Genomic DNA, 22593 nt, shown 5'->3' on the forward strand with positions numbered 1-22593 from the left:
CACCTCGACGCCAGCTGGCCCGAGTACAACCGCCTCTACGCCCACCCCTTCACCTGGTCCTGGACTCGCGCCAAGATGCACTCGTGGGTGGACCGGCACCTGTCCTGACTATGTTGAAAAACTTGTCGGACAGTCCACTAGAGGGCGCTGGCGTGCGGGCTGGCGTCGGCGCGAGCCTGGCCGGCCAGGTAGGCATCCTCGGCCCGCATCAGGAGCTCGCGGATGGCGGGAGCGGTGCGCGCCTCCACCAGTGCCTGCCGCAACCGGGCATCCCGCATCAGCGCCGCGATGCGCGCCAGCACGCTCAGGTGCGTGCCCGGTGCGTGCGCCGGCGATGCGAGCATCACGAAGAGCCTCACTGGCCTGCCATCCCGGGCCCCGAAGTCCACCCCCTCGCGGTCCACCCCGACACACGCCGTCATCTTCCGCAGCCGCTCGGAGCGGCAGTGGGGAATGGCCACCCCCTCGCCAATGGCCGTGCTGGAGATGCGCTCCCGCGCCACCAGCTGCTCCTCCAGTTGCCGCTGGGGCGCATGCGTCCTCGCCGCCAGCATGCCGGCCAGCTCGTGCAACACGCCCCCCCTGTCCCGGGCCGTCAGGTCCGGACAGATGCAGTCCTCCGACAGGTAATCGGTGAAACGCATCCCTCACCTCCCTGGAGCGCGCCCCGGTGCGGCTCGCCCGGCTCGGGCTCCCGCCGCGCTACGGCCCCCGGTCGCTCTTCCGAACATGCTCGGAATGGAAGGACGCATCGGCAACCCCCACCGTTCCTCGTGGACGTCCCTCCTCGCTTCCGCTGTCCGCTGCCGTACCCGCGGCCCCGCGGCGAGCAGCGGCCCGAGCGTCCCGTCCGCCCGTTGGAGCCCCTACGATTCAGGTGCTGGATCCCACCCGTAGAAGCGCTGGAGCTCCGCGTAGAGGTCCGGCGTCTTCTCGCGCATCTGCCGGGGCTTCTCGAAGAAGGACTCGGTGGCCACGGCGAAGAACTCGGCCTCGTTGAGGCCTCCATACTCGTCGAGCACCTGACGCTCGGCGGGCTGGCCCTGGCGCAGCTTGAGGAAGTGCTCGCCCATCACCGAGGCCCACGCCCGGTAGTGCGAGTACTGGCGCAAGTGGGGCGTGCCGTCGAAGGCGCCGTCCTCCCGGTCCAGCACGTGGGCGAACTCGTGCGTGGCCGTGGAGTGCCCGTCATTCGGGTCCGCCAGCCCCGCCAGCACCGACTGCCACGAGAGAATGACGGTGCCCCAGTTCTTCGCCTCGCCGAGCACCACCCCGGTGCGGTCCGGAATCCGGAAGGCGTCCGGGTAGACGATGACCTCGCGCAGCCGGTCGTAATAGGCGAAGTCCAGGTGCACCACCAGGCGCACCGCCGTGGCCGACACCACCACGCGCACCTCGTCGGTGACGGAGAAGCCACCGGCCCCGATGAACTCCTTCTCCCAGGCGAAGAGCTTGAGCAGCTCCAGGAAGCGCGGGCGCAACCCGGTGGGCAGCTCGCGGAAGAAGGGGACGCGCCGCTCCAGGTAGCCGAGCCACTCGGAGGGAAACGGGCGGCGCCGCAGCCGGCGGCGCTGGAGGGCACGGAAGAGGCCGGGCATGAGACGGGATGGTCAGGGGGAGGGGGAGCGCGCTCAGCGCACCAGCACGAGCCGGCGCACGGAGGGAGGCGGCCGGGGCTCGGGGTGCTCGAGCACCTCGCCGAGGGCCTCCACCAGCCGGGCGAACTGCTGATGATCCTGGCAGCGCAGCACCTGACGCTCGCCGTCGGCGGTGCGCACGGTGAGCCAGTAGGTGTCCGCCGCCACCACCAGCCGGACGATGGAGGTGAAGACGAGCACCATGGCCACCACCAGCGCGGCCGTCACCCGGAACGAGCCCGGCTGCAGCATCAGCGAGGGCACCACCAGCGCCGCCGCCGCGCCCACCACCAGCGGCAGCTTGAGGCCCGGGGCCTCGTGCCGCGTGCGGAAGCCCCGCAGTTCCTCCACCCGCCACGAGCCGCCCGCGGCCTCCAGGCGCTCGCTGGTGAGCCGGAAGCCCTCGGCCGCCACCAGCACCCGCTCACCCGAGGGGGTGAGGGGCTCCGGTGGAAGCGAGGGAACCAACCTCAGCACGGACCTCGGGTGCCGCCGCGACCCCAGCCAGGACTCACGCTCCATCATCGTGCCTCCCGCGTTCACCACTCATCCCCGAAGCGGCCGCCAGGCGCTCCGGACCGCGCGGACGGGGCAGCCCCCCCACCACGTCGCGCAACAGTTCCTTCAGGGACTCCAGCGGAGTGCCCAGTGCGTAACAGCCCCGCGCGCCCAGGCTCACCGCCAGGTGCCGCAACCGCTCGTCCTCGAAGGGCAGCAGCGCGAAGACAGGCGCCGTGCCCGCCTCATTCCCGGCCACCCCGAGCACCCGCGACATGCTGTCCTCGCGCTGCACCAGCGCGAGCACCACGTCCGGCCGCTCCCCTCCGCCACCGGGGCGCAGGGCGATGCCCATGTCACCCAGCACGTCGCTCAACAGCGAGCGCAGCGACTCGTCCGCCTCCGGCGCGAGGATGACGCAGCATGGCAAGGGGTGACGCATGGCGGCTCCTCCCCCTCTCCCCAGCAAGTCACATGCCTGTAGAGCCTCCCTCGGGAAGAGCCCAACGCACCGCGGCGCAACATGGCACCGTGCAAGAGCCCCCTGGCGGATTGCCATGCCTCCCACCGAGGCCGGAAACCGGCGAGCGCCCTCCGGGCCCGGTCCGCGGCAACTGGTCCGACTGTTGGACCAGTGGGTGACGATCGCCGCCGGAGGCTGCCTCACTGGATGGCCTGCACCTGCGTGGCCGTGGTCAGGCTCCCGCCGGACACCTCCACCGTCACCGCGCCAGGCTGCGAGGACTTGAAATAGAAGGCCGCCTCCGCCTGCCCCTTCGAGAGGTCCACAGTGGTGATGGAAGTGCCGGAGCAGTCCGGCTCCGCGTGGAAGGTGACGCCGGGCGCCGCCGGACCCGAGGCCGTCAGGGAGAACGGCCCCGCCGAGGGCACCAGGTTGCCGCCCTTGTCCTGGCTCTGCACGGTGACCCTGCCGGAGCAGGCGCCGGAAGCGACCTCGTACGCGGACGTGAGGAACACGAGCTTCGACGCCGGATGCGGGGTGTACACGTCGACGGCGAAGGTGCCACCGGGCACCGTGGCCGGATCGTACCCCGCCCCGGAGATGTCATTGGAGGTGATGAGGCTCCCCGTCCCGTAGTAGTCCGCGATGGCGGCCTGATAGGGATTGGACACCGAGCCGTGCTGGAACACGTTCTGGGCGATCCGCGCGCGCGCCGACGCATCCGGTGGATCTCCCGCGTCCTGGGAGAGGTAGATGCCGATGTCGTTGTCGGTGAAGGTATTGCCCTCGATGACGAGCCCCGTCACCAGGGGCGCGCCCGTGCCCCGGCTGACCAGGATGCCCGAGCCGACGGTATCGGCCCGGGTATAGGCATTCCCGGAGACCCGGTTGCCCGTCACCTGAGCCCTGGCCCCGTTGCTCACGTGAATGCCGTTGCGCGCGATGTGGCTCACGGGTCCCCCACCCTCCACCGCGTTGTCCGCGAGCGTCACCTCCACGGCGCCCGTGGCCAGGATGCCCACCTTCTGGAAGGCCGAGACGCGGTTGCGCAGCACGTCCACCCGGAACGGCCCGCGGCTCGCGTCGTCATTGCGCACCTCGATGCCGAAGCCCTCCTGGCAGCCGCTCGTCGTGAGGCCCTTGGTGATGCCACTCACCTCACTGTCCACCACTTCTCCCGAGGCCCCCTCGAGCAGGATGCCCCGGAGCCTCGCGGCCCCCGTCTGGCAATCGTCCTTCAACCCGCTCGCGGTGACGGTCACCCCACGCACGCGCGCCGTGGCTCCCCGATTGCGGATGACGGCCCCGGTGAAGGCGCCTCCCGGAGGATCCACGGCCGTGACGGTGTGGCCCGCGCCATCGAAGCCGTAGCCGTCCGGGACGAACAGCGTGGAGTCCGTGGTGCAGCCGGCCGTCAGCGCGAGGCGCCCCTCCTCGAGCGAGAAGGCACACGGCGCCCGCGTGCAGGCGGGGCCCGTCCAGATGACGGGGAAGGTGTGGGAGGCGCTCAGTCCGGCGTCACTCGTGACCGTCACCGTCACCGAGGGCGTCACATCGGCGGGCAGACAGGACGGGGACGTCCAGAGCGCCTCGTTGCCACTCGAGGCACTCGTCCGGGTGCCCACGGTGCCCGCGCTCGTGGTCCACACATAGGTCAACGTCCCGCGTGGCACCGTGGCGGTGACACCCAGGCTCAACACCTCTCCGGGGCCCACGGAGGCGGAAGACGCGGAGAACTCCTCGATGGAGGGAGCCACCGCGGGCGGGTCATAGGTCACGGGCGGAGCGCCATGCTCGTCGCAACCCGCCGTTCCCAGCGCCAGTCCCACGACGAGCAGTGACAGGTGTCTCACATCCACTCGGCTCATGGGCCGCACGATAGCGGGGAACCCTCGCCGCTCGAATTCTCCGCCCCGGCTCAGCGAGAATGAGTGACCAGCGCTGAACGCCCGATGGAGTCGATGCTAGATGAGGGCCCATGGACACTCCCTCCCGGGGGCGGTGGCTCGCCTTCCCACGCATCCTCTGGCTCTCGCTGCTCGCAGCGCTCGTGCTCACCCTGCCCACGGTGTGGCTCGGCTTCATGAGCGACGACTTCATCCACCTGCTCATCCTCGAGGGCTTTCCCTCTCCGGCGACGCGCTGGGATCTGTTCCGCTTCGCGAACGGTGACCCCGCCAGCACCCGGCCGATGATGGACGCGGGCCCCTACCCCTGGTGGACGCTGCCCGAGCTGAAGCTGACCTTCTGGCGGCCCCTGTCGAGCGCGCTCTCGGTGCTGGACCACACGCTCTTCGGCCGCAACGCCGTGGGCTATCACCTGCACTCGCTGGCCTGGTACCTGGGGGTGGTGGCGCTCTACGGCACCCTGCTGCGGCGCCTGCTGCCCGGGGCCCTCGGAGCGCTCGCGCTGTTCCTCTTCGCCATCAACGGCGCGCACTTCATGGTGGCGGGGTGGATCGCCAACCGCAACGCGCTGGTGGCCGCCGTGCCCGCGCTGTTCGGCCTGTGGATGCACCTGGAGTGGCGCGAGTCCCGCCGGCCCTGGGCCCTGCCCCTGTCGCTGGCCGGGCTCGCCGTGGGCCTCATGGGTGGAGAGAGCGCCCTGGGCCTCTTCGCGTACGTGCTCGCCTACGAGCTGCTCGGGGACAAGGCCGGCCTGAAGGAGCGGCTGCGGGCCATCGCTCCGGCGGCGCTGCTCGGGCTCTTCTACCTGGTGACGTACAAGCTGCACGGCTACGGCGCCTCCGGTTCCGGCTCCTACATGGACCCGGTGGGCGAGCCGGGACGTTTCCTCACCGGAGCGCTGGCGCGAATCCCGGTGCTGCTCGGCGGCGTGCTGCTGCAGGTGCCCGCGGACCTCTGGGTGGCCGGCGAGCAGGTCCGCCCCGCGCTGGTGGGCCTGGGGCTGCTCGGGCTCGGGACCGTGGCGCTGCTGGTGCGCGCCGCGTGGCCCTCGCTCTCCGACGACGAGCGCCGGCACTGCCGCTGGCTCTTCCTCGGCGCGGCGCTCTCGCTGCTGCCCGTGGCCGCCACCTTCCCCTCCAACCGGCTGCTGCTCCTGCCGGGCCTGGGCGGCTCGGTGGCCGTGGCGCTGGTGCTCGTGTTCGCATGGCGCTCGCGGGCGCGCGGCTGGCGTCCCCGGGGCGTCGCGGCCGTGGCCGCCGTGCTCGCGCTCCTGCACCTGGTGCTGGCTCCCCTGCTCTGGCCGTTGATGACCACCGCCTTCTGGCAGGGCTTCACCCAGACGGAGCCGAGCCTCCTCTCGCTGGAGCGCGAGCTGGACTACACGCGGCTCCCCCAGCAGCGGCTCGTTGTCTTCCCGACGCCGGTGCCGATGATCTCCATGTACATCCCCATGATGATGGCCACGCGCGGCATGCCGAAGCCTCGCGCCTGGTGGACGATGTCCATCTCCCCGGAGCCGCACGAGCTCACCCGCTCGGGGCCGGACACCCTCGAGCTCGCGCTCACCCGCAACGAGTTCCTCACCAGCGAGTTCGAGACCGTGTTCCGCGGCACGCGCTACCCGCTGCGCAAGGGCGACCAGGTGAAGCTCCAGGGCATGACGGTGACGGTGCTGGAGGACAACGGCAAGGGACCCACGCGGGTCGGCTTCACCTTCGACACGCCGCTCGAGGATCCCTCCCTCGTGTTCATCCGCTGGAAGGACGGCGCGCTGCGCCCCTTCACCCCGCCGCCCGTGGGCGAGCGCCTCGCGCTCTGACTCGACTTTCGCCATTTTGAGGAGAGCGAGCAAGGGAGCAGCGGAGCAGCAGGGAAGAGACGGCCACCGGACTGGTTGTGAGGTCGACCAAGACTTCTCCCGTCCAGTACACGATGACCGCCCCTGCTCTCAACACACTGCTGACGCTGCTTCTGTCCCTGCGGCCCGTTTTCACTCAACCCTCGTTCCTTCGCTTCCTCACCTTGTTTGCTGGCTGGGTCGGTACCCGGGGCGTGCACGCCGTCACCGAGTCCCTGGTGTCCGCGGGAGTCTCCGGCGTGAGACACCACGCGGCCTTTCACCGCTTCTTCTCACGGGCCCGCTGGAGTATTGACCAGATAGGTCGACTGCTGTTGCTGCGATTGGTCGCGCTCACCCCTGGGCCTGTGCGCCTGGCGCTCGACGACACGCTGTGCACTCACAAGGGGCCCAAGGTGTTCGGCCTGGGTGCGCACCTCGACCCGGTCCGCTCGACACGACGCAGGCGCGTGCTGGCCTTTGGCCATGTCTGGGTGGTGCTCAGCGTGCTGGTGCCTGTGCCTTTCTCCGAGCGGGTGTGGGCTCTCTCCGTCCTCATGCGGCTGTACCGCAGCCAGACTGATTGCCAGAAGAAGGGAGACAAACATTTCAAGAAGACACAGCTGGCGCGTCTGCTGGTGGAGCAGGTGTCGAAGTGGCTCCCCGACAAGACCGTGGAGTTGGTGGCTGACTCCGCCTACGCTTGCCGGGAAGTGCTACGCCACCTGCCACGGGGTGTCGTTTTCGTCGGAGCCATGCGCGCGGATGCCTCGCTGCACCGTCCGCGCATTCGCCAGTGCCGCTCGCCTGTCACAGGCCGACGGCTGACCAAGGACATCCCCCTGCCCAAACCCGAGAAGCTCGCCCGGGACAAGGATAATCCCTGGCTGTCCATGACGCTCCTCCTGTATGGCGAGCAGACGCAGATGCGCTACAAGGAACTGGTAGCACGCTGGCCACGTCCCGCTGGAAAGACACTGCTCAAAATCGTCATCGTCCAGGTGCTACGTGGAGACATGCCTTTGCGTGTCTTCTTCTGCACCGACTCGAGCCGTACCGCTCGTCAGGTGATTGAAAGCTATGCATGCCGGTGGGGAATCGAGGTGCTCTTCCGCGACCTCAAGCAGATGATGGGCTTCTCCTCGTCGCGAGCGCGCTCTCCTCTGGCGGTGCTGCGCACGGCTCCCTGGGTGGGAACGTGCTACACGCTGCTGGTCATCTGGGCCATGGAACTGAAGTGGGACACCGCTGCGATGGGGCTGCCCGTGCGTCCCTGGTACCGCACCAAACACACGGTCAGCTTCGCTGATATTCTTCGCCTGGCCCAGCGCACCCTGGCCTCCGCGGATTGGGTCAACCCACATCTCCTTCTCGCTGCTTTGAATGACCCTACTTCACAGCCTCGGCCGAAAGCCGCATGAGTTGAGCGGTTTCTCCGCCCCAAAATGGCGAAAGTCGAGTCAGAGTTGGTCTCCAGTTTCCGCTCAAAGCGGAGGTCGAAAACGAGATCGAACCCCTTGAAGGCTGCCGTCACCTGTAGTTGGCGTTCGGCACTCGCGCGCTGCTTGTGCCAGTCGGACTCCAGCATCTGCGACGTCCCTTCATGGTCGTACGGAACGCGCCCCTTATAGTTGCTGGACCATGTCTGGATCTGGTCGGCCCGCCGCAGCGCATCTCCGTACTTCGCCACAAATGGCGCGACGAACCGGCTATGACATTCCGAGCAGTAACCGTCGCCATCTGATTCTGAGTCCGCCAGGACAGGCTCACATAGCCACTGCTGGTCCGGCACAGGTGACAAGCAACTTCTACAGCGGACACTCTTGCAACGAAAGCAGTGGCGCCTCCAGCGGAACAAACCAAATTTCCTCTTGCAATCAGGGCAGGTCGAGACGGACAAGAGCGTTCCTCGAAGGCAGGGTACGTTTGGAAACGGGTCTTGCACCTTGCCCGAGCAGGCACTCCCGCGACAACTGTGAAGAGACTTCTTGGCTCACCTGCTGGGCTCGTGGGACGCGCGTCAGGCAGGTGGAGCCGGACCCGTGGAGCCCTCGTGCGTCCAGGTGAGGGCACATGCGGCTCTCAGCCTCTGCTGTATCTCTCCGAACCGAACCGTACCTCCCCTCCTCTGCACACTCTCAGGGCCGCTGCGCTGGCCAGTTGAAGTTGATGACCTGCTGTACGATTCCCGCCCAGAGCGCCTGCGCCTGCTGCATCTGCGCGGGCCTCGGTGGCACATTAGGGGCACTACCCCAGAAACCGGCTCCCGGTTCGTTCTCGCTCTCGTTGTAGACGAGTGCCGAAAGCGGCGGTGAGCCCGGCAGATTCGCGTGCAGGTGGTTGTTAAGCTCGCCTAACGGTTCAGACCAGCCATAGTGCGGATCGATCCGTACGTTCGTTTGCGCGTAGTACTCCTGCGTGAGCCGCGTATACGTCCCGATCTGCCTGCTCGGCAGACCTTGCGCCCAACTGACGAGCAATCTGTACAGCAGGTCCTGGTCAACCATTGTGCGCAGCCCTCGGTCCTTCGCTCGACTCGACCGTCATTTTTCGTCGGATCCTCACGGCCATCTATACCCGGTGAAGCGCACGCGTCCAGGCTCGCCTGCGGGGCCCATGGAGCGCCCCGCGCGTCAGACAGGTGAAACGGTGCCCGTGGAGCCCTCGCGCACGTCGGACAGGTGGAGCCGGGCTCGTGGAACCCTCGCGCGTCGAGGCTTACCTGCTGAGCCCGGTGGAGCCCCCGCGCGTCCAGGCTCGACTGCTGGCCCGGTAGAAGTCTGCGAGGATGGCGGCCCCGCAGCCCTCGGCGTTCAGCGCCACGGCACAAGTAAGGCGACCAACCGTGCCAGTGCATTGATCCTCGGACTGTCCAGTCGCCATGTGCATCGGCCGGATCGCCCAGGAGTACGGACGCGCGGACCGGCTACTGCGGCTTGAAGACGTGCTTGAACCTGGCCAGATTGAGCACGTCTTCCCAGCGAACTCCGTGGTGTCCGATGGTGCGGACGCTGAAGAGCGGTTTGATCGGGCACACGTAGATGATGCAGCGCCCGTCGCCGAAGTCTCGGAACATCATGATCGCGTCGCGGAAGTGCCAATCGACCGAGCCGAACACGTCATCGCCCCGGCCCGGCGTGCTGATCATGGCGCCCTTCGGGTCAGTGTAGGCGGCGAAGTGGCACCGGCCATACGGTGGGAACTCCACAGTACGCTCATCTACGGCGGTGACGCCTTCAATGTTCTTGAGCACGTAGTCCAGCGCCTTCCGGCGGTTGGCGTTCTGCTGTCCGTTGCCGCTGGCGAAAAAATTGCCCATGCATGCCCCCGTAGTTGCGGACGCAGCCTACCGGGTGAGATCGTCAGCGTGCAAAGCGGAAGATGGTGGATGCTGCCTGGGCAGGCGAGTACCCCAAGGAGCCTCCACAGCCTGCCCACCGGCCCGGCGCACAGCCTGGGGGACATCCACCGGATCGTTCCCCCGCTCCGTCCCGCCTCGTCCCGTTCAATTCCCCGCTGGAGGGGCACACTTGGGGGCACATGCGGCCCCCAGCCTTCCAACGGGCGGGGTCAACGACGGCGAGACGCGCGCCCCGAGGGCGCGCCGACACATGGAAGCGGCGGGAGAGCGCGCCCGCGTCGGACACGCGGCACCCCTCGGGACAGCTTACGCGCTCCGTGCAGTCTTGCGCCGTGGCACGTCGAGTTCCGCCAGCCTGTCCGCTCCCTCCTCTGCAACCTTCGCCAATTCGTCCGCCGCTTCCCGCGCACCGAACGAAGACCCGAGCCAGCCCCGCAGAGCGTCCGCCACTTCTGCGGCCGTCTGGAAGCGCTCCGAGCATGAACGCGCCAGCAGCTTGCACAGGGGCACCTTCAACGACTGCGGAAGCTCCTTGGTCAGCGCGTCAAGCTCCTCGGGCGTGTAGGTCGCTGCCCGCCAGATCATGCCCTCCACCTCGTCAGGGCAGCCCGCTTTTTTCGCCCGCCCGATCGCTCGCTCCACGCGGGCACGCTTGCTGCGGGAGAGCGCCGCTTTGACCTTCTCCGGTACACCGTCAGGCGCATAGAGCAGGTTTTCTCCGGTGGCGCTCTCCAGCATCACCAGCCCGAGGGAGAACAGATCCGAGCGGGCATCGGGCGTGAAGCCCATGAGCATCTCAGGCGAGGAGTAATAGGCGTCGCCCTGGGGGCGCCGCACCGTGGACACGACGCGACCGGGCAAGCTGGAGAGCGCAAGACCGAAGTCCGCCAGTTTCACGCCTCCGCGCCAGTCGATGAAGATGGTGGCGGGATTGATCGCACGGTGAACGATACCCAGCGGGCGCCCGCTCGTATCCGTGCGGGTGTGGGCGTGGTGCAGAGCATCCGCGACCTTCGCGCCCACGTAGAGCACGAAAGATGGCGAGAAGTACCCGCCACCCTCCATCGCCAGAGTCAGCAGATCCTCCAAGCGGTTGGCTTCGGGGTGTTCGATGATGACGTACCAAGCCCCCTCCGCCTTGTGCATCCCGAGGACGCGCAGAATACCCGGGTGCTCCAAGGCCATGGAGAGCTTCACCTCTTCCTCCAGCTTCGCGCGGGCCTTGAAGGCGCGCGCGCCAGCCCGCCCGCTCGGCAGTCCAATGGCCTTGAGGAGAACGCGGCCCCCGGGACCATCTGCGGTGCGCTTGCGAGCCAGAAACAGACTCAGCCCGTGATTGGCCTCTCCCAGGTGCTTGCGGAACTCGTAGGACACCCCTCCCTCAGAAAAGAGGATGGCCCCTTTTGGGATGTGAAACTCCGTAGCCTCCATGTGCGGGACTCTCCTTGAACTCGCGGGGCGCAATCGCCGCGCGTGGAAGAGGAAACTACCCAGGAAATGGGCATGGAGTGAACGACGTCGAAGGTCAGAAAAAGAGCGTGCGGGACAGAGGAAAATTTGCCTGCCTACCTGGGAGGTAGCCGCCAAGGAAGACAGCCGCGCGCACGAGTGATCAGCGCTGCGGCTGTGGCGCTCTCTCCACGGGCCGGGCGGCCCGAGCAGAGCAGCCGGGCCTCCGACGCGCGCGCGCTCCAGATCCACGGGCCGGGCTGTCCGAGCAGAGCACCCGGAGTATCCGACGCGCCCCGTGCGACCCTGATCATCGCTGCGGCCTCTGGCGCGCTCCACGGGGCCGGACTGCCCGAGCAGAGCACCGGAAGTGTCCGGCGCGCGCGTGCGGCCTTGGCGCGCTCTCCACCGGGGCCGGGAAGCAGCGGCGCCCATGCGCCGCTGCGGGTGTCGAACGCGGGGCGCTACTCGGGCCGCTCGAGCTTCCAGCGGTAGACGGGACGGGCGCGGCCCTCCATGCCCGTCACTCTCCCGGTGCCGTCCTTCAATTCTTCCACGGGAAGGGTACGGTCCCCACCTGCGAGCAAGCACACGGGCGCCTTATCCCCGTTGGGAAACTCCACCCGGTCATACCTCACGACAACATACCCGGGCTTGCCGCTCCGGGACGGCTCGGGCACGACCCACAGGTGCCCGATAAACCGCGTGCCCACGGGAACAGGCTTCTTTGAGCGCGTCTGTTGTGTCTGGTCGGGAAGTGTCACGCCGACGACGGGGCCGGACCGCAACCAAGAGTCCCCAACTGCCTTGTACCTGTCGTCAAGGAGCACGCTGACCCCGTCGTCGCCCCACTTCCATTTCTCGTCCATCAACTCCCACGCGCCTGCGGGGCACTCGAAGGGCTCGGGCCGCACCTGGGCACCGGGGCACCCGGCGGCAACGGCTGCGACGGTGCCCACAATCGCAAAGGACTTGCACCACGCGAGGAGTTCAGCGGTGTGCGCGCCGCGCTGCGGCTTCTGTGCCCGTGCGGTGGGCGGTTGCTTGGAGGCGTCAGGCTTCTCGGTCGTCACGGTTGATCCTTCCTTCTGTACGGCGGCAGGAACTGCGGACGCTGAGTCCACCGCTTGCCCCGTTGGGGGCGTCGAAGCGTTCGGGGCCGTTCCCGCTCGGGAATCAGGGACGGCAGGCGGCGCGGGCAGCGTGGTGGGGCTCGCACTTGGAGCGGACGCGACAACGGGCGCGCGTGTCTCGGCTGGGGGCGTGTGCTCCTCCCCCTGGAAAGGCCAGAAGGCCAGCGCGGCAGCCAGCACAGCGGCAGCCACCGCGCCCCCTATGGCCAGCCCCTTGCGCCAGCGGAGCACGCGCGAGGCGAGCGCGCCCACGTGGAGAGCCAGCCGAGCAGCCAAGCCGCGCCGCTCCGTCTTGGGAAGCTGGAGCAGGTTCGCGTCTTCCGGGGGGGCTCGCTGCTCCGAGGGAGGGTGAATAGGCGCGGCGTACTCCTGCCCCTTGTGCTCCTCCAGTTCCGCTAGCTCGCGCTCCACGGCTTCGGCGCTCTCTGGCCGGTCTTCGGGCTCGCGCTCTAACAGGTCCATCACCAGATCGCTAAGAGCCTCGGGCACTCGGGGATTCTTCACCCGAGGAGACGCGGGCATCTCCCGCAGACTGTTGAGCACGGGTTTCCCGTCCTCCTCCGTGGGGCGCGGCTCCGTTAGCACCTCGTAGAGCATCACCCCCAGGGCAAAGAGTTCGTCTGCCACCTGGAACGGGTAGCGAGCGCCGGGCTTGTTCTTGTTCTCCCGAGCGAAGCGGAACACCTGTGGGGGCTGATAGCGCGGGGTGCCTGGGGGAATGGGAACGTCCGTCAACTCCTCCGAGTGAGCGTGAATCGCGCACCCAAAGTCGATGATGATCGGCTCCCCGTCGCTCTTGCGGATCAGCACGTTGGACAGCTTCAAGTCTCGGTGAAGCACGCCCCGCGCGTGCAGGTACGCCAGAGCGGCGGCGATCTTCCGAAACACGCGGATGATCTCTTTCGCTGTGGGATGCTTGCGCTCCACCCATTGGGCCAGCGTCCAGCCCTCTACATAGTCCAGGACGACGAAGACGTTTCCCTTCCGCGCGTCGGGATACTTGCCGTAGCCGTGCGGCTTGATGACGTTGGGATGATCCATCGTCAGCAGGATCGCCAATTCACGCAGCGTGCGGGCGTGCGTCCGCTTATCGTCGCAGCTGGCTTCCCGGTGAAGGGCGAATTTCAGAGCGAAAGGCTTGCCGTCCTTCTCCACCAGCAGCACGGCACCAAAGCCCCCACTGCCCAGCGCCCGCACGACCTTCCAGCCGTCAATCATGGTGCCCGCTGGGAGCCCCTTGCTTCTCATGAGCGCGATCACCGCTTGCCCTCCTGCGGGCGCGGCGCGAGTTCCACGTTCCCCACCCGCAGGAAACGGCCGTCCGCCCCGCTCACTTCGAGGGTGAAGAATACCCCCGCCCCTGCGGGCGGATCGTCCGTTTCCACCAGCACATGCCGAGACGTTCCGGGTGGAATCTCCTCCATCGCGGGGGTCACAAGGCGCACGGTTACGGGGGTTCCGTCCTTGCTCTTGAACGTCGCCACGCGCGGCGCCCACGGCTGCCTGGTCGGGTTCATGATCTCCACGTCTACGAGAGCCCAATCACTCCCCCGGAAGGACACACCCCCCTTTGACACGAGGCCGCCCGAGCCATCCGCGTACCGCTCAAACGTCCGCGCCAGGATGCCCCTGTCCGGGAGGAGGCCCGAGCGCCGGAACGCGGTGGGGCTCTGAGCGCCACAACGAGCGCGCAGTTCATCAATCCGCGCCTGACAAGCTGCGCCGGGTTGCTCCGTCTGCCGCGTCACTTCAATCCACGTGTCCACCTCGGAGGGGTGAGGAACGATCCTGAACGCGGCGCGCTCCTGCTCTCCATCCGCGAACGTGACCGACACTTCCGAAGGCTGATCCGCCTGTGGCTCTGTGACAGGTTCGATAAGCAGAGATTTCTTGCCCACGTCCACGACGCGGATGCGGGACTCGTCCACCTTGATGGACTCTTCACGGATCAGCCCGTCAAAGTGGAACGCGATCCCAATGCCCTTTGCGCCGCGTACCTCGGGCAGCGGATCAGCGGGGTTGCCGGAGACAGAGATCGAGCGCTGACGATGGGTGCGATTCGGTGTCGGTTGCGCCCGTGCCACGGCCCCGAGGAGTAGGAGCACGAGGGCCAAGGTAGAGGATTGGAGCAAAGGTGCATGACCTCCTAGGTGGGCACCCTAGCAGTTTCCCGCAGTACTTCGCGCGTGGGCTGCGCTCACCCGTGGGGCGGCCTAGTTCGCCTGGCTCTCTCGCGGACGCGCTACATGGGCCGGACTGCCCAAGTAGAGCGGCCGAGCATCCGACGCGCGCGTGCTCCACGGGAAGTCCTGCTGCGGCCCGTAGCGCGTTCCACAGGGCCGGTCGGCCCGAGCAGAGCACCGGCCGTGTCCGACGCGCGCCGTGCTCCACGGGTAGCCTTGCTGCGACCCTGGCACGCGCACCACGGGCCGGGCAGCCAAAGCAGAGCGGCCGAGCGTCCGACGCGCGCGTGCTCCATGCTGATCACCGCTGCGGCCCTGGCGCGTGCTCCACGATGAGCGCTGCTGCGGCCCTGGCCAACGCCAGGGGGAAGGATTGCTCGAGCAGGGCGGCCCGGAGTGCCCGACGAGGGCCACGTCACGGGAGCCCTGCTGCAGCCCCTGGCGCGTGCTCCACGTGTCGTGCTGCCAGAGCGGGGCGGCCGGGAGTGCCCGATGCGCTCGCGTGCTCCACGGGGGCCGGGGGGCGCCCAAGCAGGGCGGCCAAGCGTCCGACACGCGCGTGCTCCACGGCGCCACTTGGCTTGGGTTGGCCCTCGCGCCGGAACCAAGCTCGCACATGCAGTGGGCACTCCCAGGTGCACCAGACTCGCTCGCACTCCTGCTCCCCCCTCAGGAAACCGATAGAGCCGTTGCAGGCCCTCCCAGTTTCCTACGCAGGAGGAGCGTAGAAGAGGGCTGCACACGGAAACTCCTACTTCGGAGGCAACGTCGCCAGCCAGCGGAAGCGGGGGGGACGGCGCTTGCTTCTAAGCCGAACCCGATTAATATAGGAACCTCATTAAGAAAAGGACCTTCGTTATGAAGACCATCAAGACTGAGGTGGACGTCGAGACCTACAGCGAACTCGTGCGCATGCGCCGAAGTGAGGGGCTGCCGAGCGTCTCAGCGCTGTTCCTGAAGATGTGCGGGGTGCTAACGGACGATACTGAGGCGCGCGAAATCGTGGAGAAGGCACGCAGGAAGATCACAAGGCTGGAAGCAGGAACTCAGTTTAGGCTGCGCGAACTCTTCGGGGACGAGCGGTGGGAGGGGTTCAGCAAGGGTGCCAGACTTCGCGCAGGGCGCCTGTTCCATGAGTACGCGGAGGAGGCGAGCCACGGCATTCTTCTCCTCGGTAAGACGTCTGCTAATCACCGTCGGTACGAAAAGCGCTAATCCGTCTGAGGGCTCCTGAGTGGTGGGGCCCGCCTCGCCACGGAGCAGAGCGGGCATTTACGTTCTTCCCTCTGGGGCGCCCAAAATGGCGAAAGTCGAGTCTGAGCCATGAGGAGCAGCAGCCGCGGAGAGCTGGCTGAAGGCTCCTCACACGAGGTGGACGACCTCGCCACGGAGGTGGCGGACCTTCTGCTCCACCAGCAGGCGGTAGAGCCTCTGGGTGACGATCATCCTCGGGAGGGGGTGGTAGAAATTCCCGCGCATACCGAACTTCTGCCGGGTGAACACCCAGTCCAGCTCCCCGAGGCTGTCACGCGAGACATGGAGGGAGGAGAGCAATTGGTGCCCGAGGACATGGCCGTCGGGACAGCGGCTCGGGTCGGGTTGGGGGTAGAGGTAGCTCTGGCCCGCCTGGGTAGGAGGGACGATGTCGGCCGTGGCCGACGGGAGCACGAGTTGGTGATGCTCCGGGGCCGGCCTGCCTCCCCTGCTCACGATGGGACGCAGCTCGTAGCCGGTGATGCGGTGCTGGCGAAGAACCTCGGCCAGCCGAGAGGTGATGACGTACTCGCCGCCCATGGTGATGGCGAGCTCACGGCGCTTGGGGATACGGCGCAACTCCAGGTGCAGCTCGTTCGCCTGCCTGGACCCGGAGCCACAATGAGGACAGGCGGCGGAGTCGTCATAGAGGGTGCCACACTCCGCGCCCGTGGGCCGGAAGAAGGGCCAGAACCCCACCATGACGTACTCGGCGGCCCGTAGCTCGCGCGGTGTGTAGTGGCGATCTACTACACACATGCTGAAGAGCGTGGAGCCCTGAGCGCGGTACTCCCACTCGATGGCCCGCAGCTGCTCCACCAGCGGATGGTTCACCTCCAGCAGCAGGCGGCGCACATGACCCAGCGGCAGCGTCTCCCCCACACCTGGAGGCACATAGCGTTGGGCATCCTCCTCGGACATCCTGAGCTCGAGAATCTCTCGCATGGTTAGAAGTGAATGCCCGGAAGAGGATGGCGCGAGTAGACCCTCCGCATGATGTCCTGCTGCGCATCACGAGACAGCGGCTCAGCCCGACCATATGCATGTTCTCCGCGGAAGGCGTTGGTGATGAGTTGGTGGTAGGCCGGGTCCAGGTCCACCGTCGGCCCGTCCTCGGGACCATCGAGGTACTTGGGGTGGACATGGTGCTTCTGCTTCGCCCTGCCGTAGAGGTGGGGAAAGAGCTTCTTCGCCGAGGCCATTCCCTCGTCGAAGCGCGAGCGCGCCAGCTTCGGGTCCAGGAGGCCCCGGGCCGTGGGATTCGAGGCAGCGGGCTTCTGCTGGGCCGGAGTCTGGGCTGGGGGAGGGTTCGCCGCGGGGGGAGGCTCGGCCTTGGGTGCCGGAGGCGGTTTGCCGGGAGCAGGGGGCTTGGCGAGGCGCGGGAAGCGTAACCGGGGGCCGAGCGCCACGGCTTCCTGCCCATTGCCCCCCGTGCTCTCGTACGCGAACGAAGCGGCTGAAGGGGCACGGGCCCCCACACAGGCCAGGAGAATCACCCAACCGAAGAGCCACCATTGCCACGAAGGTCGTTCCATGAAGCCGAGGCGGTAGCACTCCTCCCAGCCTCACCACAAGCCGACGCGGAGCCCCTCGGCGCTCCCTCGCGTCGAGGACTCGGTGGGCGTGCCCAGATGCTCACCGGGGTTGTCGATGTCCCCCTCTCCGAGATCGCGCCGCACGCGCATGCCGCAGTGCTCGGGCAGACTGCGCTCAGTCCCGGTACGGGGAGCCGTCCTCGCCGCCGAAGAGCGACTCGGCGTCGTCACCGAAGAGCTCCCGCATCATGGCCTGCTGCTCCTCGAGGTACCGCGGCGAGTGGGTGTCCACCTGGAAGAGGAAGACGGACTCCTTGCCGCAGTCGTCACAGGCCACCTCCAGCCGGTCGAGCTTCAGGTGCGCGGGGAGGCCCGGGCTGGAGCTCACGGACTGCTGGACCAGGGACCACGCGCCGCCACACTCACACGCGTGGTCCTGGAGCCACGCGTACTCCTCCGACACCGCCGCCACGGGGATGTGGCCCGGCCCTCCCCGGGGCGAGGCCCCCCCGGTCCCCTTCAGCGAGAAAAAGCCCATGGACGGCTCCACCTTCCTGGACTGCGAGAGAGGACCCGAGGCTACCCGAAGGGGCCGACACCGGACATGCCGGCCCCCGTCCCGGTGTCTACCGGCAGATGCCCCACAACATCTGGAGGCCGCCGCGGGTGAGGACTGCCATGTCCACGACGTTGTCGCCGTCGAAGTCCGACGCGCTCAGCCCCTGGAGCCCCACGTCCTGGGGCCACGCGGTGAGCGCCACGTGCGACGTGAAGGTGCCTCCCGACTGGCCCAGCAAGAGGCCCACCTGGTTGCCCGTGGCGCTCGTCACCAGGATGTCCGGCAGGAAGTCCCGGTTCACGTCCGCCAGCACCACCCGCGACGGCGCCTTCACCGTGGGGTAGGCCACCGGCTCGTAGAAGCGGCCGTTGTTCTGGCCGTACATCACGAGCAGCTGGTTGCGGCTCGCGTCGGCGACGATCAGGTCCATCGCGTCGCCGAGATCGAGCTTCGCCGCCACCAGGCCCCGCGGCGAGCCGCCCGTGGACGTGAGGAGCTGGGGCTGGAAGGTGCCATCGCCCTTGCCCAGGTACACGCCCACGGCCTGGCACGGGGTGGCCGACGACGTGCCGCACGCGGACTCGTGGGTGACGGCGAGGTCCTTCTTGCCATCCCCGTTGAAGTCCGCGGCCACCAGCGCGTAGGCCCCCGAGGACGCGTCCTGGTCGGCCGGCGTCTGCGGCGTGCCGTCGCTCTTCAGCGGCAGCACGGACAGCTTCGAATCACCCCCGCGCAGCACGGCGGCGCTCCACACGTTTCCGCCGAGCTCGTCCACCACCAGGTCGTTGAGATCCAGGCCGAGGCTCCCGGTGGTGAGGGGCGCCTGGAAGTCACCGGTGCCCTTGCCCCGGTACACGCTGAGCGAGGCATCGCCGCTGTTGTTGGCCACGAGCAGGTCCAACGAGCCATCCGCGTTGACGTCCGCGAGCGCCAGGGCCGTGGGCTCCCGGCCGCTCGACCACAGGCTGGGCGTCTGGAAGAGGCCATTGCGGCGGTTGAGCAGCACGGCCACCGACTTGCCGTCGTTGTTCGCCGTGACGAGGTCATCGTCCCCGTCCTTGTCCACATCCCCGAGTGCGACGGCCTTGGGGTCTCCCGCGAAGGAGTACGGCACCGGGGCCAGGAAGCCGCAGTTGCCCGCGCAGATGACGCCGCCATCCGGACAGGCGCCCGGGCACGCGGCGCCACTGGCGCACGCGGGCTTCGCCGCGAAGGTGCCGCCATCGCTGCGCACCACCAGCACGCCGCCATCCGTGCCTCCATCCTCGTTGTTTCCACCGGCACCGCCGGGAGGAAGGCCTCCCCCTCCACCTCCAGGCAGCGGGCGCTCCGGCTCACAGCCGGGCGAGAACACGAGCACCGCGCTCAGCGCGCAGACGAAGAAGGCGAAGAAGGAAGGACGTGGCGTGGACACGAGGCGTGAACCTCCGGAAAAAGAGAGGTCCGCAGTGTAGACACCTCGCCCGCGCTACGCGCTGTTTCCGCTCCGCTCGCGCTCGCGGCGGTGGATGGTGGAGACGTCGATGCCGAGGATTTCCGCTGCCTTCGTCTTGTTGCCACCGCACTGCGCGACGACATAGGCGATGTACTCGCCCTCGAGCTGACGCAGTGGGATGAGGCGGCCCTGGGCGCGTGACAGGGGATGGGAGTCCACCGTCACACCGGGCGCATGGAGCTGGAGCGTGGGCAGGTCCACCGTCTCCCGCACCGTCACCACGGCGAGGCGCTCGACGAGGTTCTCCAGCTCGCGCACGTTGCCGGGCCACGGCGCGGCGGCGAGCGCGGCGAGGGCCTCGGGGGAGAAGCCGGCCAGGCGCGCGCGGGGGTTGCGCCTGCGGGACACGGAGACGAAGTGCTCCACCAGCAGGGGAATGTCCTCGCGCCGCTCGCGCAGGGGCGGCACGTGCAGCGGCACCACGTTGAGGCGGTAGAAGAGGTCCTGCCGGAAGCGGCCCTCGCGCACGCGCGTCTCCAGCTCCTGGTGCGTGGCGGCCACCACGCGCACGTCCACCTTGCGCGAGGCGTCCGCGCCCACCGCGCGCACCTCGCCGTCCTCCAGCACGCGCAGCAGCTTGGCCTGGAGCTCGGGCGCCATGTCGCCAATCTCGTCCAGGAAGAGCGTGCCCCCGTCCGCCTCCAGGAAGAGGCCCCGGCGCGGCGTGGTGGCGCCGGTGAAGCTGCCCTTCACGTGGCCGAACAGCTCGCTCTCCAGCAGCGCGTTGGGGATGGCCGTGCAGTTGACGGCCACGAAGGGGCCGTCCTTGCGCGGGCCCTCGAAGTGCAGCGCGCGGGCCACCAGCTCCTTGCCGGTGCCGCTCTCGCCGCGCACCAGCACCGGCGCGTGGGAGTGCGCCACGCGCTCGATGAGCTCGTACAGCGAGCGCATGGGCGCGCTGCGGCCCACCAGCGCCCCGTAGGCCGAGCGGTCCCCCACCGCCTGACGCAACGCCCGGTTCTCCTCGCGCAGCCGCCGCTCGGCGATGGCGCGCTGCACGTACAGCAGCACCTCGTCCAGGCGGAAGGGCTTGGTGAAGTAGTGCGTGGCGCCGCGCCGCATGGCCTCCACCGCGTTCTCCACCCCGCCGAAGGCCGTCATGATGAGCACCGGCAGCGTGGGGTCCACCTTGCGCACCCCGGCCAGCACGTCGAAGCCGTCCACCGTCTCCATGCGCAGGTCGCACACCACCGCGTCCAGCACGCGCCCGTTCACCACCGCGAGCGCCTCCTGCCCGCTGGTGGCCACGTCCACCGTATAGCCCGCGTCCGTGAGGTGGTCGGCCAGCAGCCGCGCCATCTCCACGTGGTCATCCACCACCAGCACTCGTCCCTCAGACGGCATGTCGCTCCTCGCTCGGCGGGGGCGTGGCCGGCCACCACAGCGTCACGCACGTGCCCTGCCCGGGCTCGCTCTCCAGTTCGATGCGGCCCCCGTGGTTGCGGACGATCTGCGCCACCACCGTCAGCCCCAGGCCCGTGCCCTGGCCGCGCTTCTTCGTGGTGAAGAAGGGGTCGAAGACGCGGTTGAGGCTCTCCGGTGGAATGCCGCACCCGTCGTCGCGCACCGTCATCCGCACCCCGCTCCACGCCCCCGGCTCGCCCGGCGCCTCCGCGTGCGCGGTGATGCGCACCGCCCCCCCGGGCTCGCACGCGTCGCACGCGTTGAGCGCCAGGTTGAGCACCACCTGCTGCAGCTGGTCCGGGTCCGCCGACAGCGAGGGCAACCCCTCGGGCACCTCCACCTCCAGCTTCACCTTGCGCCGCTCGGCCTCGCCGTGGAGCAGCTCCTGCGCGCCCCGCAGCAGCGGCTCCAGCGCCACGCCCTTCACCGGCGCCGGCTGCACCCGCGAGAAGTCCAGCAGCTGGCGGATGGTGCGGCTCACCCGGTCTATCTGGTCGATGATGACCTGCATGCCCGCGGCCTGCGGGTGCTGCGCGCCCAGCTTGCCCAGCACGTACTCGGCCCGGCCGCGCACCACGCCCAGCGGGGTGCCAATCTCGTGCGCGATGCCCGCGGCGAGGATGCCCACCGTGGCCAGCTTCTCCGCGCGCAGCAGCTGGGACTCGAGCGCGTGCACGTTGCTCAGGTCCTCCACCACGAGCAGCACGCGCACCTCGGCGTCCGGGCGCGCCAGGGGCACGGCGTGGATGCGGTACTGGCCCTCCTCGCCGAAGAGGGGCAGCGGCTCGCCATGCAGGCTGAGGACGCGCTCGGCGGAGCAGGCCGCCTCCACCAGCGAGGCGAGCCGGTCCACCACGGCGGCGGGCGCATGGGGGAAGGCCTCGGGGAGCGTGGCGCCCACGGCGGTGGAGGGCAGCCGCTCGCGCAGGGCCTGGTTGACGGCGGTGATGCGGCCGGCCGCGGAGAGCGCGAGGACGCCGGTGGGGATGTTGTCGAGGATCTTCTGCGTCTTCTCGTGCAGGTGGGCCAGCTGGTCCGCGTGGCGGCGGCTCTCCTGGAGCGCGACGGCGCGGCGCGAGGCGACGATGACGTAGGCGCCGAAGACGGAGAGGAAGAAGGTGACGAGGATGGCGCCGAGCGCCACGCGGAGGATGACGCCGCGCTCGTGGGCGCGCAGCTCGCGGGTGGAGGAGAAGGTGGCCACGGACCAGTGGGCGCCGCCGCGCATGCGGATGTCCGTATAGGCGGCGATGACATCCGCCGAGCCCAGGCCCAGCAGCGCGGCCTCGTTGTCGGGGATGCGCACGGTGCCGCGCTCGCCCGCGCGCATGTGGGCCACCAGCTCCACGTAGGCGGGAGTGCTGTGCCCCTCGGCCTCCAGCCGCTTGTGCCAGTCGATGAGGGAAGGGGCGCTCGCCGGAGTGGGCACGCCGTACGCGCCGAGCAGCAGCAGCTTCGCCTCCGGCTGCGTGGCGATGAGCTTCAGGGGCGCGAAGGAGGGCTCGGTGTCCACCAGCACGGCGACCGAGCCTCCGGGCCCATCCTCGGAGGGGGCATAGGCGGTGGCGAAGACGCGGAACCAGCCGCCGGGCGCGGCGGCCACGGGCGGAGAGGTGAGGATGTCTCCGGGCGGCCGGGCGAGCGCCTCGCGGGCCGTCTCGGTGAGCACGGTGCCCACGGCGCCGCGGGTGACGGCGGGGCCGGCGCGCCGGTCCATGATGGCGAAGCGCTGGTCCCCCTGCGAGTCCAGGACGACGATGGCCTTGTACTGGCCCACCACCTCGAGCAGGGCGAGCAGCTCGCGCCGGTGCTCGGCGATGGAGCCGGGGCGGGAGAGGAGCTCACCGGCGAAGCGGAGGTCATCGGCGGCGTCGTCG

Annotated in this window: 19 protein-coding genes; 3 read left to right on the forward strand and 16 right to left on the reverse strand. The window is 68.8% G+C overall.

The window, feature by feature from the left end:
• Positions 1-137 precede the first annotated feature (137 nt).
• The 5 genes from VFZ09_RS45855 to VFZ09_RS45875 form a co-directional block, all read right to left on the reverse strand.
• Positions 138-644, reverse strand: coding sequence for a PTS sugar transporter subunit IIA (locus VFZ09_RS45855; RefSeq protein WP_329734169.1), 507 nt, complete (start codon positions 642-644; stop codon positions 138-140).
• 222 nt (positions 645-866) lie between these two features.
• Positions 867-1598 carry a M90 family metallopeptidase gene (locus VFZ09_RS45860; protein WP_329734170.1) on the reverse strand — a complete coding sequence of 244 codons (732 nt, stop codon included), beginning with the start codon at positions 1596-1598 and terminating at the stop codon, positions 867-869.
• Positions 1599-1631: 33 nt separating this feature from the next.
• Positions 1632-2162 (reverse strand): DUF6232 family protein, encoded by a 531-nt coding sequence (locus VFZ09_RS45865; protein ID WP_329734171.1) that lies wholly within the window; start codon positions 2160-2162, stop codon positions 1632-1634.
• Positions 2149-2577 (reverse strand): hypothetical protein, encoded by a 429-nt coding sequence (locus VFZ09_RS45870; protein ID WP_329734172.1) that lies wholly within the window; start codon positions 2575-2577, stop codon positions 2149-2151. Before VFZ09_RS45870 ends, VFZ09_RS45865 begins: the two co-directional genes overlap by 14 nt.
• 221 nt (positions 2578-2798) lie before the next feature.
• Positions 2799-4466 (reverse strand): right-handed parallel beta-helix repeat-containing protein, encoded by a 1668-nt coding sequence (locus tag VFZ09_RS45875; protein WP_329734173.1) that lies wholly within the window; start codon positions 4464-4466, stop codon positions 2799-2801.
• Between the two features lie 110 nt (positions 4467-4576).
• Here VFZ09_RS45875 and VFZ09_RS45880 point away from each other — a divergent pair, with 110 nt between their 5' ends.
• Together VFZ09_RS45880 and VFZ09_RS45885 are read left to right on the forward strand one after the other, a co-directional pair.
• On the forward strand, positions 4577-6325 hold the full coding sequence (locus tag VFZ09_RS45880) for a hypothetical protein (protein WP_329734174.1): 1749 nt from the start codon (positions 4577-4579) through the stop codon (positions 6323-6325).
• A gap of 113 nt (positions 6326-6438) precedes the next feature.
• On the forward strand, positions 6439-7764 hold the full coding sequence (locus VFZ09_RS45885) for an IS701 family transposase (protein ID WP_329734175.1): 1326 nt from the start codon (positions 6439-6441) through the stop codon (positions 7762-7764).
• A 717-nt stretch (positions 7765-8481) separates the two neighbouring features.
• Here VFZ09_RS45885 and VFZ09_RS45890 read toward each other — a convergent pair.
• From VFZ09_RS45890 to VFZ09_RS45910, 5 genes are all read right to left on the reverse strand, one after another.
• Complete coding sequence (locus VFZ09_RS45890) at positions 8482-8850, reverse strand: hypothetical protein (protein WP_329734176.1); 369 nt, start codon at positions 8848-8850, stop codon at positions 8482-8484.
• Between the two features lie 419 nt (positions 8851-9269).
• On the reverse strand, positions 9270-9662 hold the full coding sequence (locus VFZ09_RS45895) for a hypothetical protein (protein ID WP_329734177.1): 393 nt from the start codon (positions 9660-9662) through the stop codon (positions 9270-9272).
• A gap of 348 nt (positions 9663-10010) precedes the next feature.
• On the reverse strand, positions 10011-11078 hold the full coding sequence (locus VFZ09_RS45900; protein WP_329734178.1) for a serine/threonine protein kinase: 1068 nt from the start codon (positions 11076-11078) through the stop codon (positions 10011-10013).
• Positions 11079-11617: 539 nt separating this feature from the next.
• A complete protein-coding gene (locus tag VFZ09_RS45905) occupies positions 11618-13546 on the reverse strand; it encodes a serine/threonine protein kinase (RefSeq protein WP_329734179.1) in 1929 nt (642 codons plus the stop codon).
• Complete coding sequence (locus VFZ09_RS45910) at positions 13543-14391, reverse strand: DUF2381 family protein (protein WP_329734187.1); 849 nt, start codon at positions 14389-14391, stop codon at positions 13543-13545. The genes VFZ09_RS45905 and VFZ09_RS45910 overlap by 4 nt, the downstream gene beginning before the upstream one ends.
• A 936-nt stretch (positions 14392-15327) precedes the next feature.
• Between VFZ09_RS45910 and VFZ09_RS45915 the strand changes: the two genes are divergently transcribed.
• Positions 15328-15684: a DUF1413 domain-containing protein gene (locus VFZ09_RS45915; protein ID WP_329734180.1), complete on the forward strand. Its 357-nt coding sequence runs from the start codon at positions 15328-15330 to the stop codon at positions 15682-15684.
• Between the two features lie 147 nt (positions 15685-15831).
• On the opposite strand, the gene VFZ09_RS45920 is transcribed toward VFZ09_RS45915, so the two are convergent.
• The 6 genes from VFZ09_RS45920 to VFZ09_RS45945 all read right to left on the reverse strand — a co-directional run.
• The gene (locus VFZ09_RS45920) at positions 15832-16644 is read right to left on the reverse strand and encodes a hypothetical protein (protein WP_329734181.1); all 813 of its coding nucleotides are present in this window, start codon (positions 16642-16644) and stop codon (positions 15832-15834) included.
• Between the two features lie 26 nt (positions 16645-16670).
• A complete protein-coding gene (locus tag VFZ09_RS45925; RefSeq protein ID WP_329734182.1) occupies positions 16671-17132 on the reverse strand; it encodes a hypothetical protein in 462 nt (153 codons plus the stop codon).
• Between the two features lie 301 nt (positions 17133-17433).
• On the reverse strand, positions 17434-17796 hold the full coding sequence (locus VFZ09_RS45930; RefSeq protein ID WP_329734183.1) for a hypothetical protein: 363 nt from the start codon (positions 17794-17796) through the stop codon (positions 17434-17436).
• An 88-nt stretch (positions 17797-17884) separates the two neighbouring features.
• Complete coding sequence (locus VFZ09_RS45935) at positions 17885-19231, reverse strand: VCBS repeat-containing protein (protein ID WP_329734184.1); 1347 nt, start codon at positions 19229-19231, stop codon at positions 17885-17887.
• 54 nt (positions 19232-19285) lie between these two features.
• Entirely contained in the window at positions 19286-20656 is a 1371-nt protein-coding gene (locus VFZ09_RS45940; protein ID WP_329734185.1) for a sigma-54 dependent transcriptional regulator, read from the reverse strand.
• Positions 20646-22593 (reverse strand): two-component system sensor histidine kinase NtrB (locus VFZ09_RS45945; RefSeq protein ID WP_329734186.1); only part of this gene is annotated, 1948 nt, incomplete at its 5' end. The genes VFZ09_RS45940 and VFZ09_RS45945, both read right to left, overlap by 11 nt.

Origin of the sequence: Archangium sp., from assembly GCF_036277355.1 — a bacterium.
Lineage (GTDB): Bacteria > Myxococcota > Myxococcia > Myxococcales > Myxococcaceae > Archangium.

Excerpts from the sequence above, each read along its gene's own strand:
- VFZ09_RS45855 (WP_329734169.1), bottom strand. The coding sequence starts at position 644 with ATGCGTTTCACCGATTACCTGTCGGAGGACTGCATCTGTCCGGACCTG.
- VFZ09_RS45860 (WP_329734170.1), bottom strand. The coding sequence starts at position 1,598 with ATGCCCGGCCTCTTCCGTGCCCTCCAGCGCCGCCGGCTGCGGCGCCGC.
- VFZ09_RS45865 (WP_329734171.1), bottom strand. The coding sequence starts at position 2,162 with ATGATGGAGCGTGAGTCCTGGCTGGGGTCGCGGCGGCACCCGAGGTCC.
- VFZ09_RS45870 (WP_329734172.1), bottom strand. The coding sequence starts at position 2,577 with ATGCGTCACCCCTTGCCATGCTGCGTCATCCTCGCGCCGGAGGCGGAC.
- VFZ09_RS45875 (WP_329734173.1), bottom strand. The coding sequence starts at position 4,466 with ATGAGCCGAGTGGATGTGAGACACCTGTCACTGCTCGTCGTGGGACTG.
- VFZ09_RS45880 (WP_329734174.1), top strand. The coding sequence starts at position 4,577 with ATGGACACTCCCTCCCGGGGGCGGTGGCTCGCCTTCCCACGCATCCTC.
- VFZ09_RS45885 (WP_329734175.1), top strand. The coding sequence starts at position 6,439 with ATGACCGCCCCTGCTCTCAACACACTGCTGACGCTGCTTCTGTCCCTG.
- VFZ09_RS45890 (WP_329734176.1), bottom strand. The coding sequence starts at position 8,850 with ATGGTTGACCAGGACCTGCTGTACAGATTGCTCGTCAGTTGGGCGCAA.
- VFZ09_RS45895 (WP_329734177.1), bottom strand. The coding sequence starts at position 9,662 with ATGGGCAATTTTTTCGCCAGCGGCAACGGACAGCAGAACGCCAACCGC.
- VFZ09_RS45915 (WP_329734180.1), top strand. The coding sequence starts at position 15,328 with ATGAAGACCATCAAGACTGAGGTGGACGTCGAGACCTACAGCGAACTC.
- VFZ09_RS45920 (WP_329734181.1), bottom strand. The coding sequence starts at position 16,644 with ATGTCCGAGGAGGATGCCCAACGCTATGTGCCTCCAGGTGTGGGGGAG.
- VFZ09_RS45930 (WP_329734183.1), bottom strand. The coding sequence starts at position 17,796 with ATGGGCTTTTTCTCGCTGAAGGGGACCGGGGGGGCCTCGCCCCGGGGA.
- VFZ09_RS45940 (WP_329734185.1), bottom strand. The coding sequence starts at position 20,656 with ATGCCGTCTGAGGGACGAGTGCTGGTGGTGGATGACCACGTGGAGATG.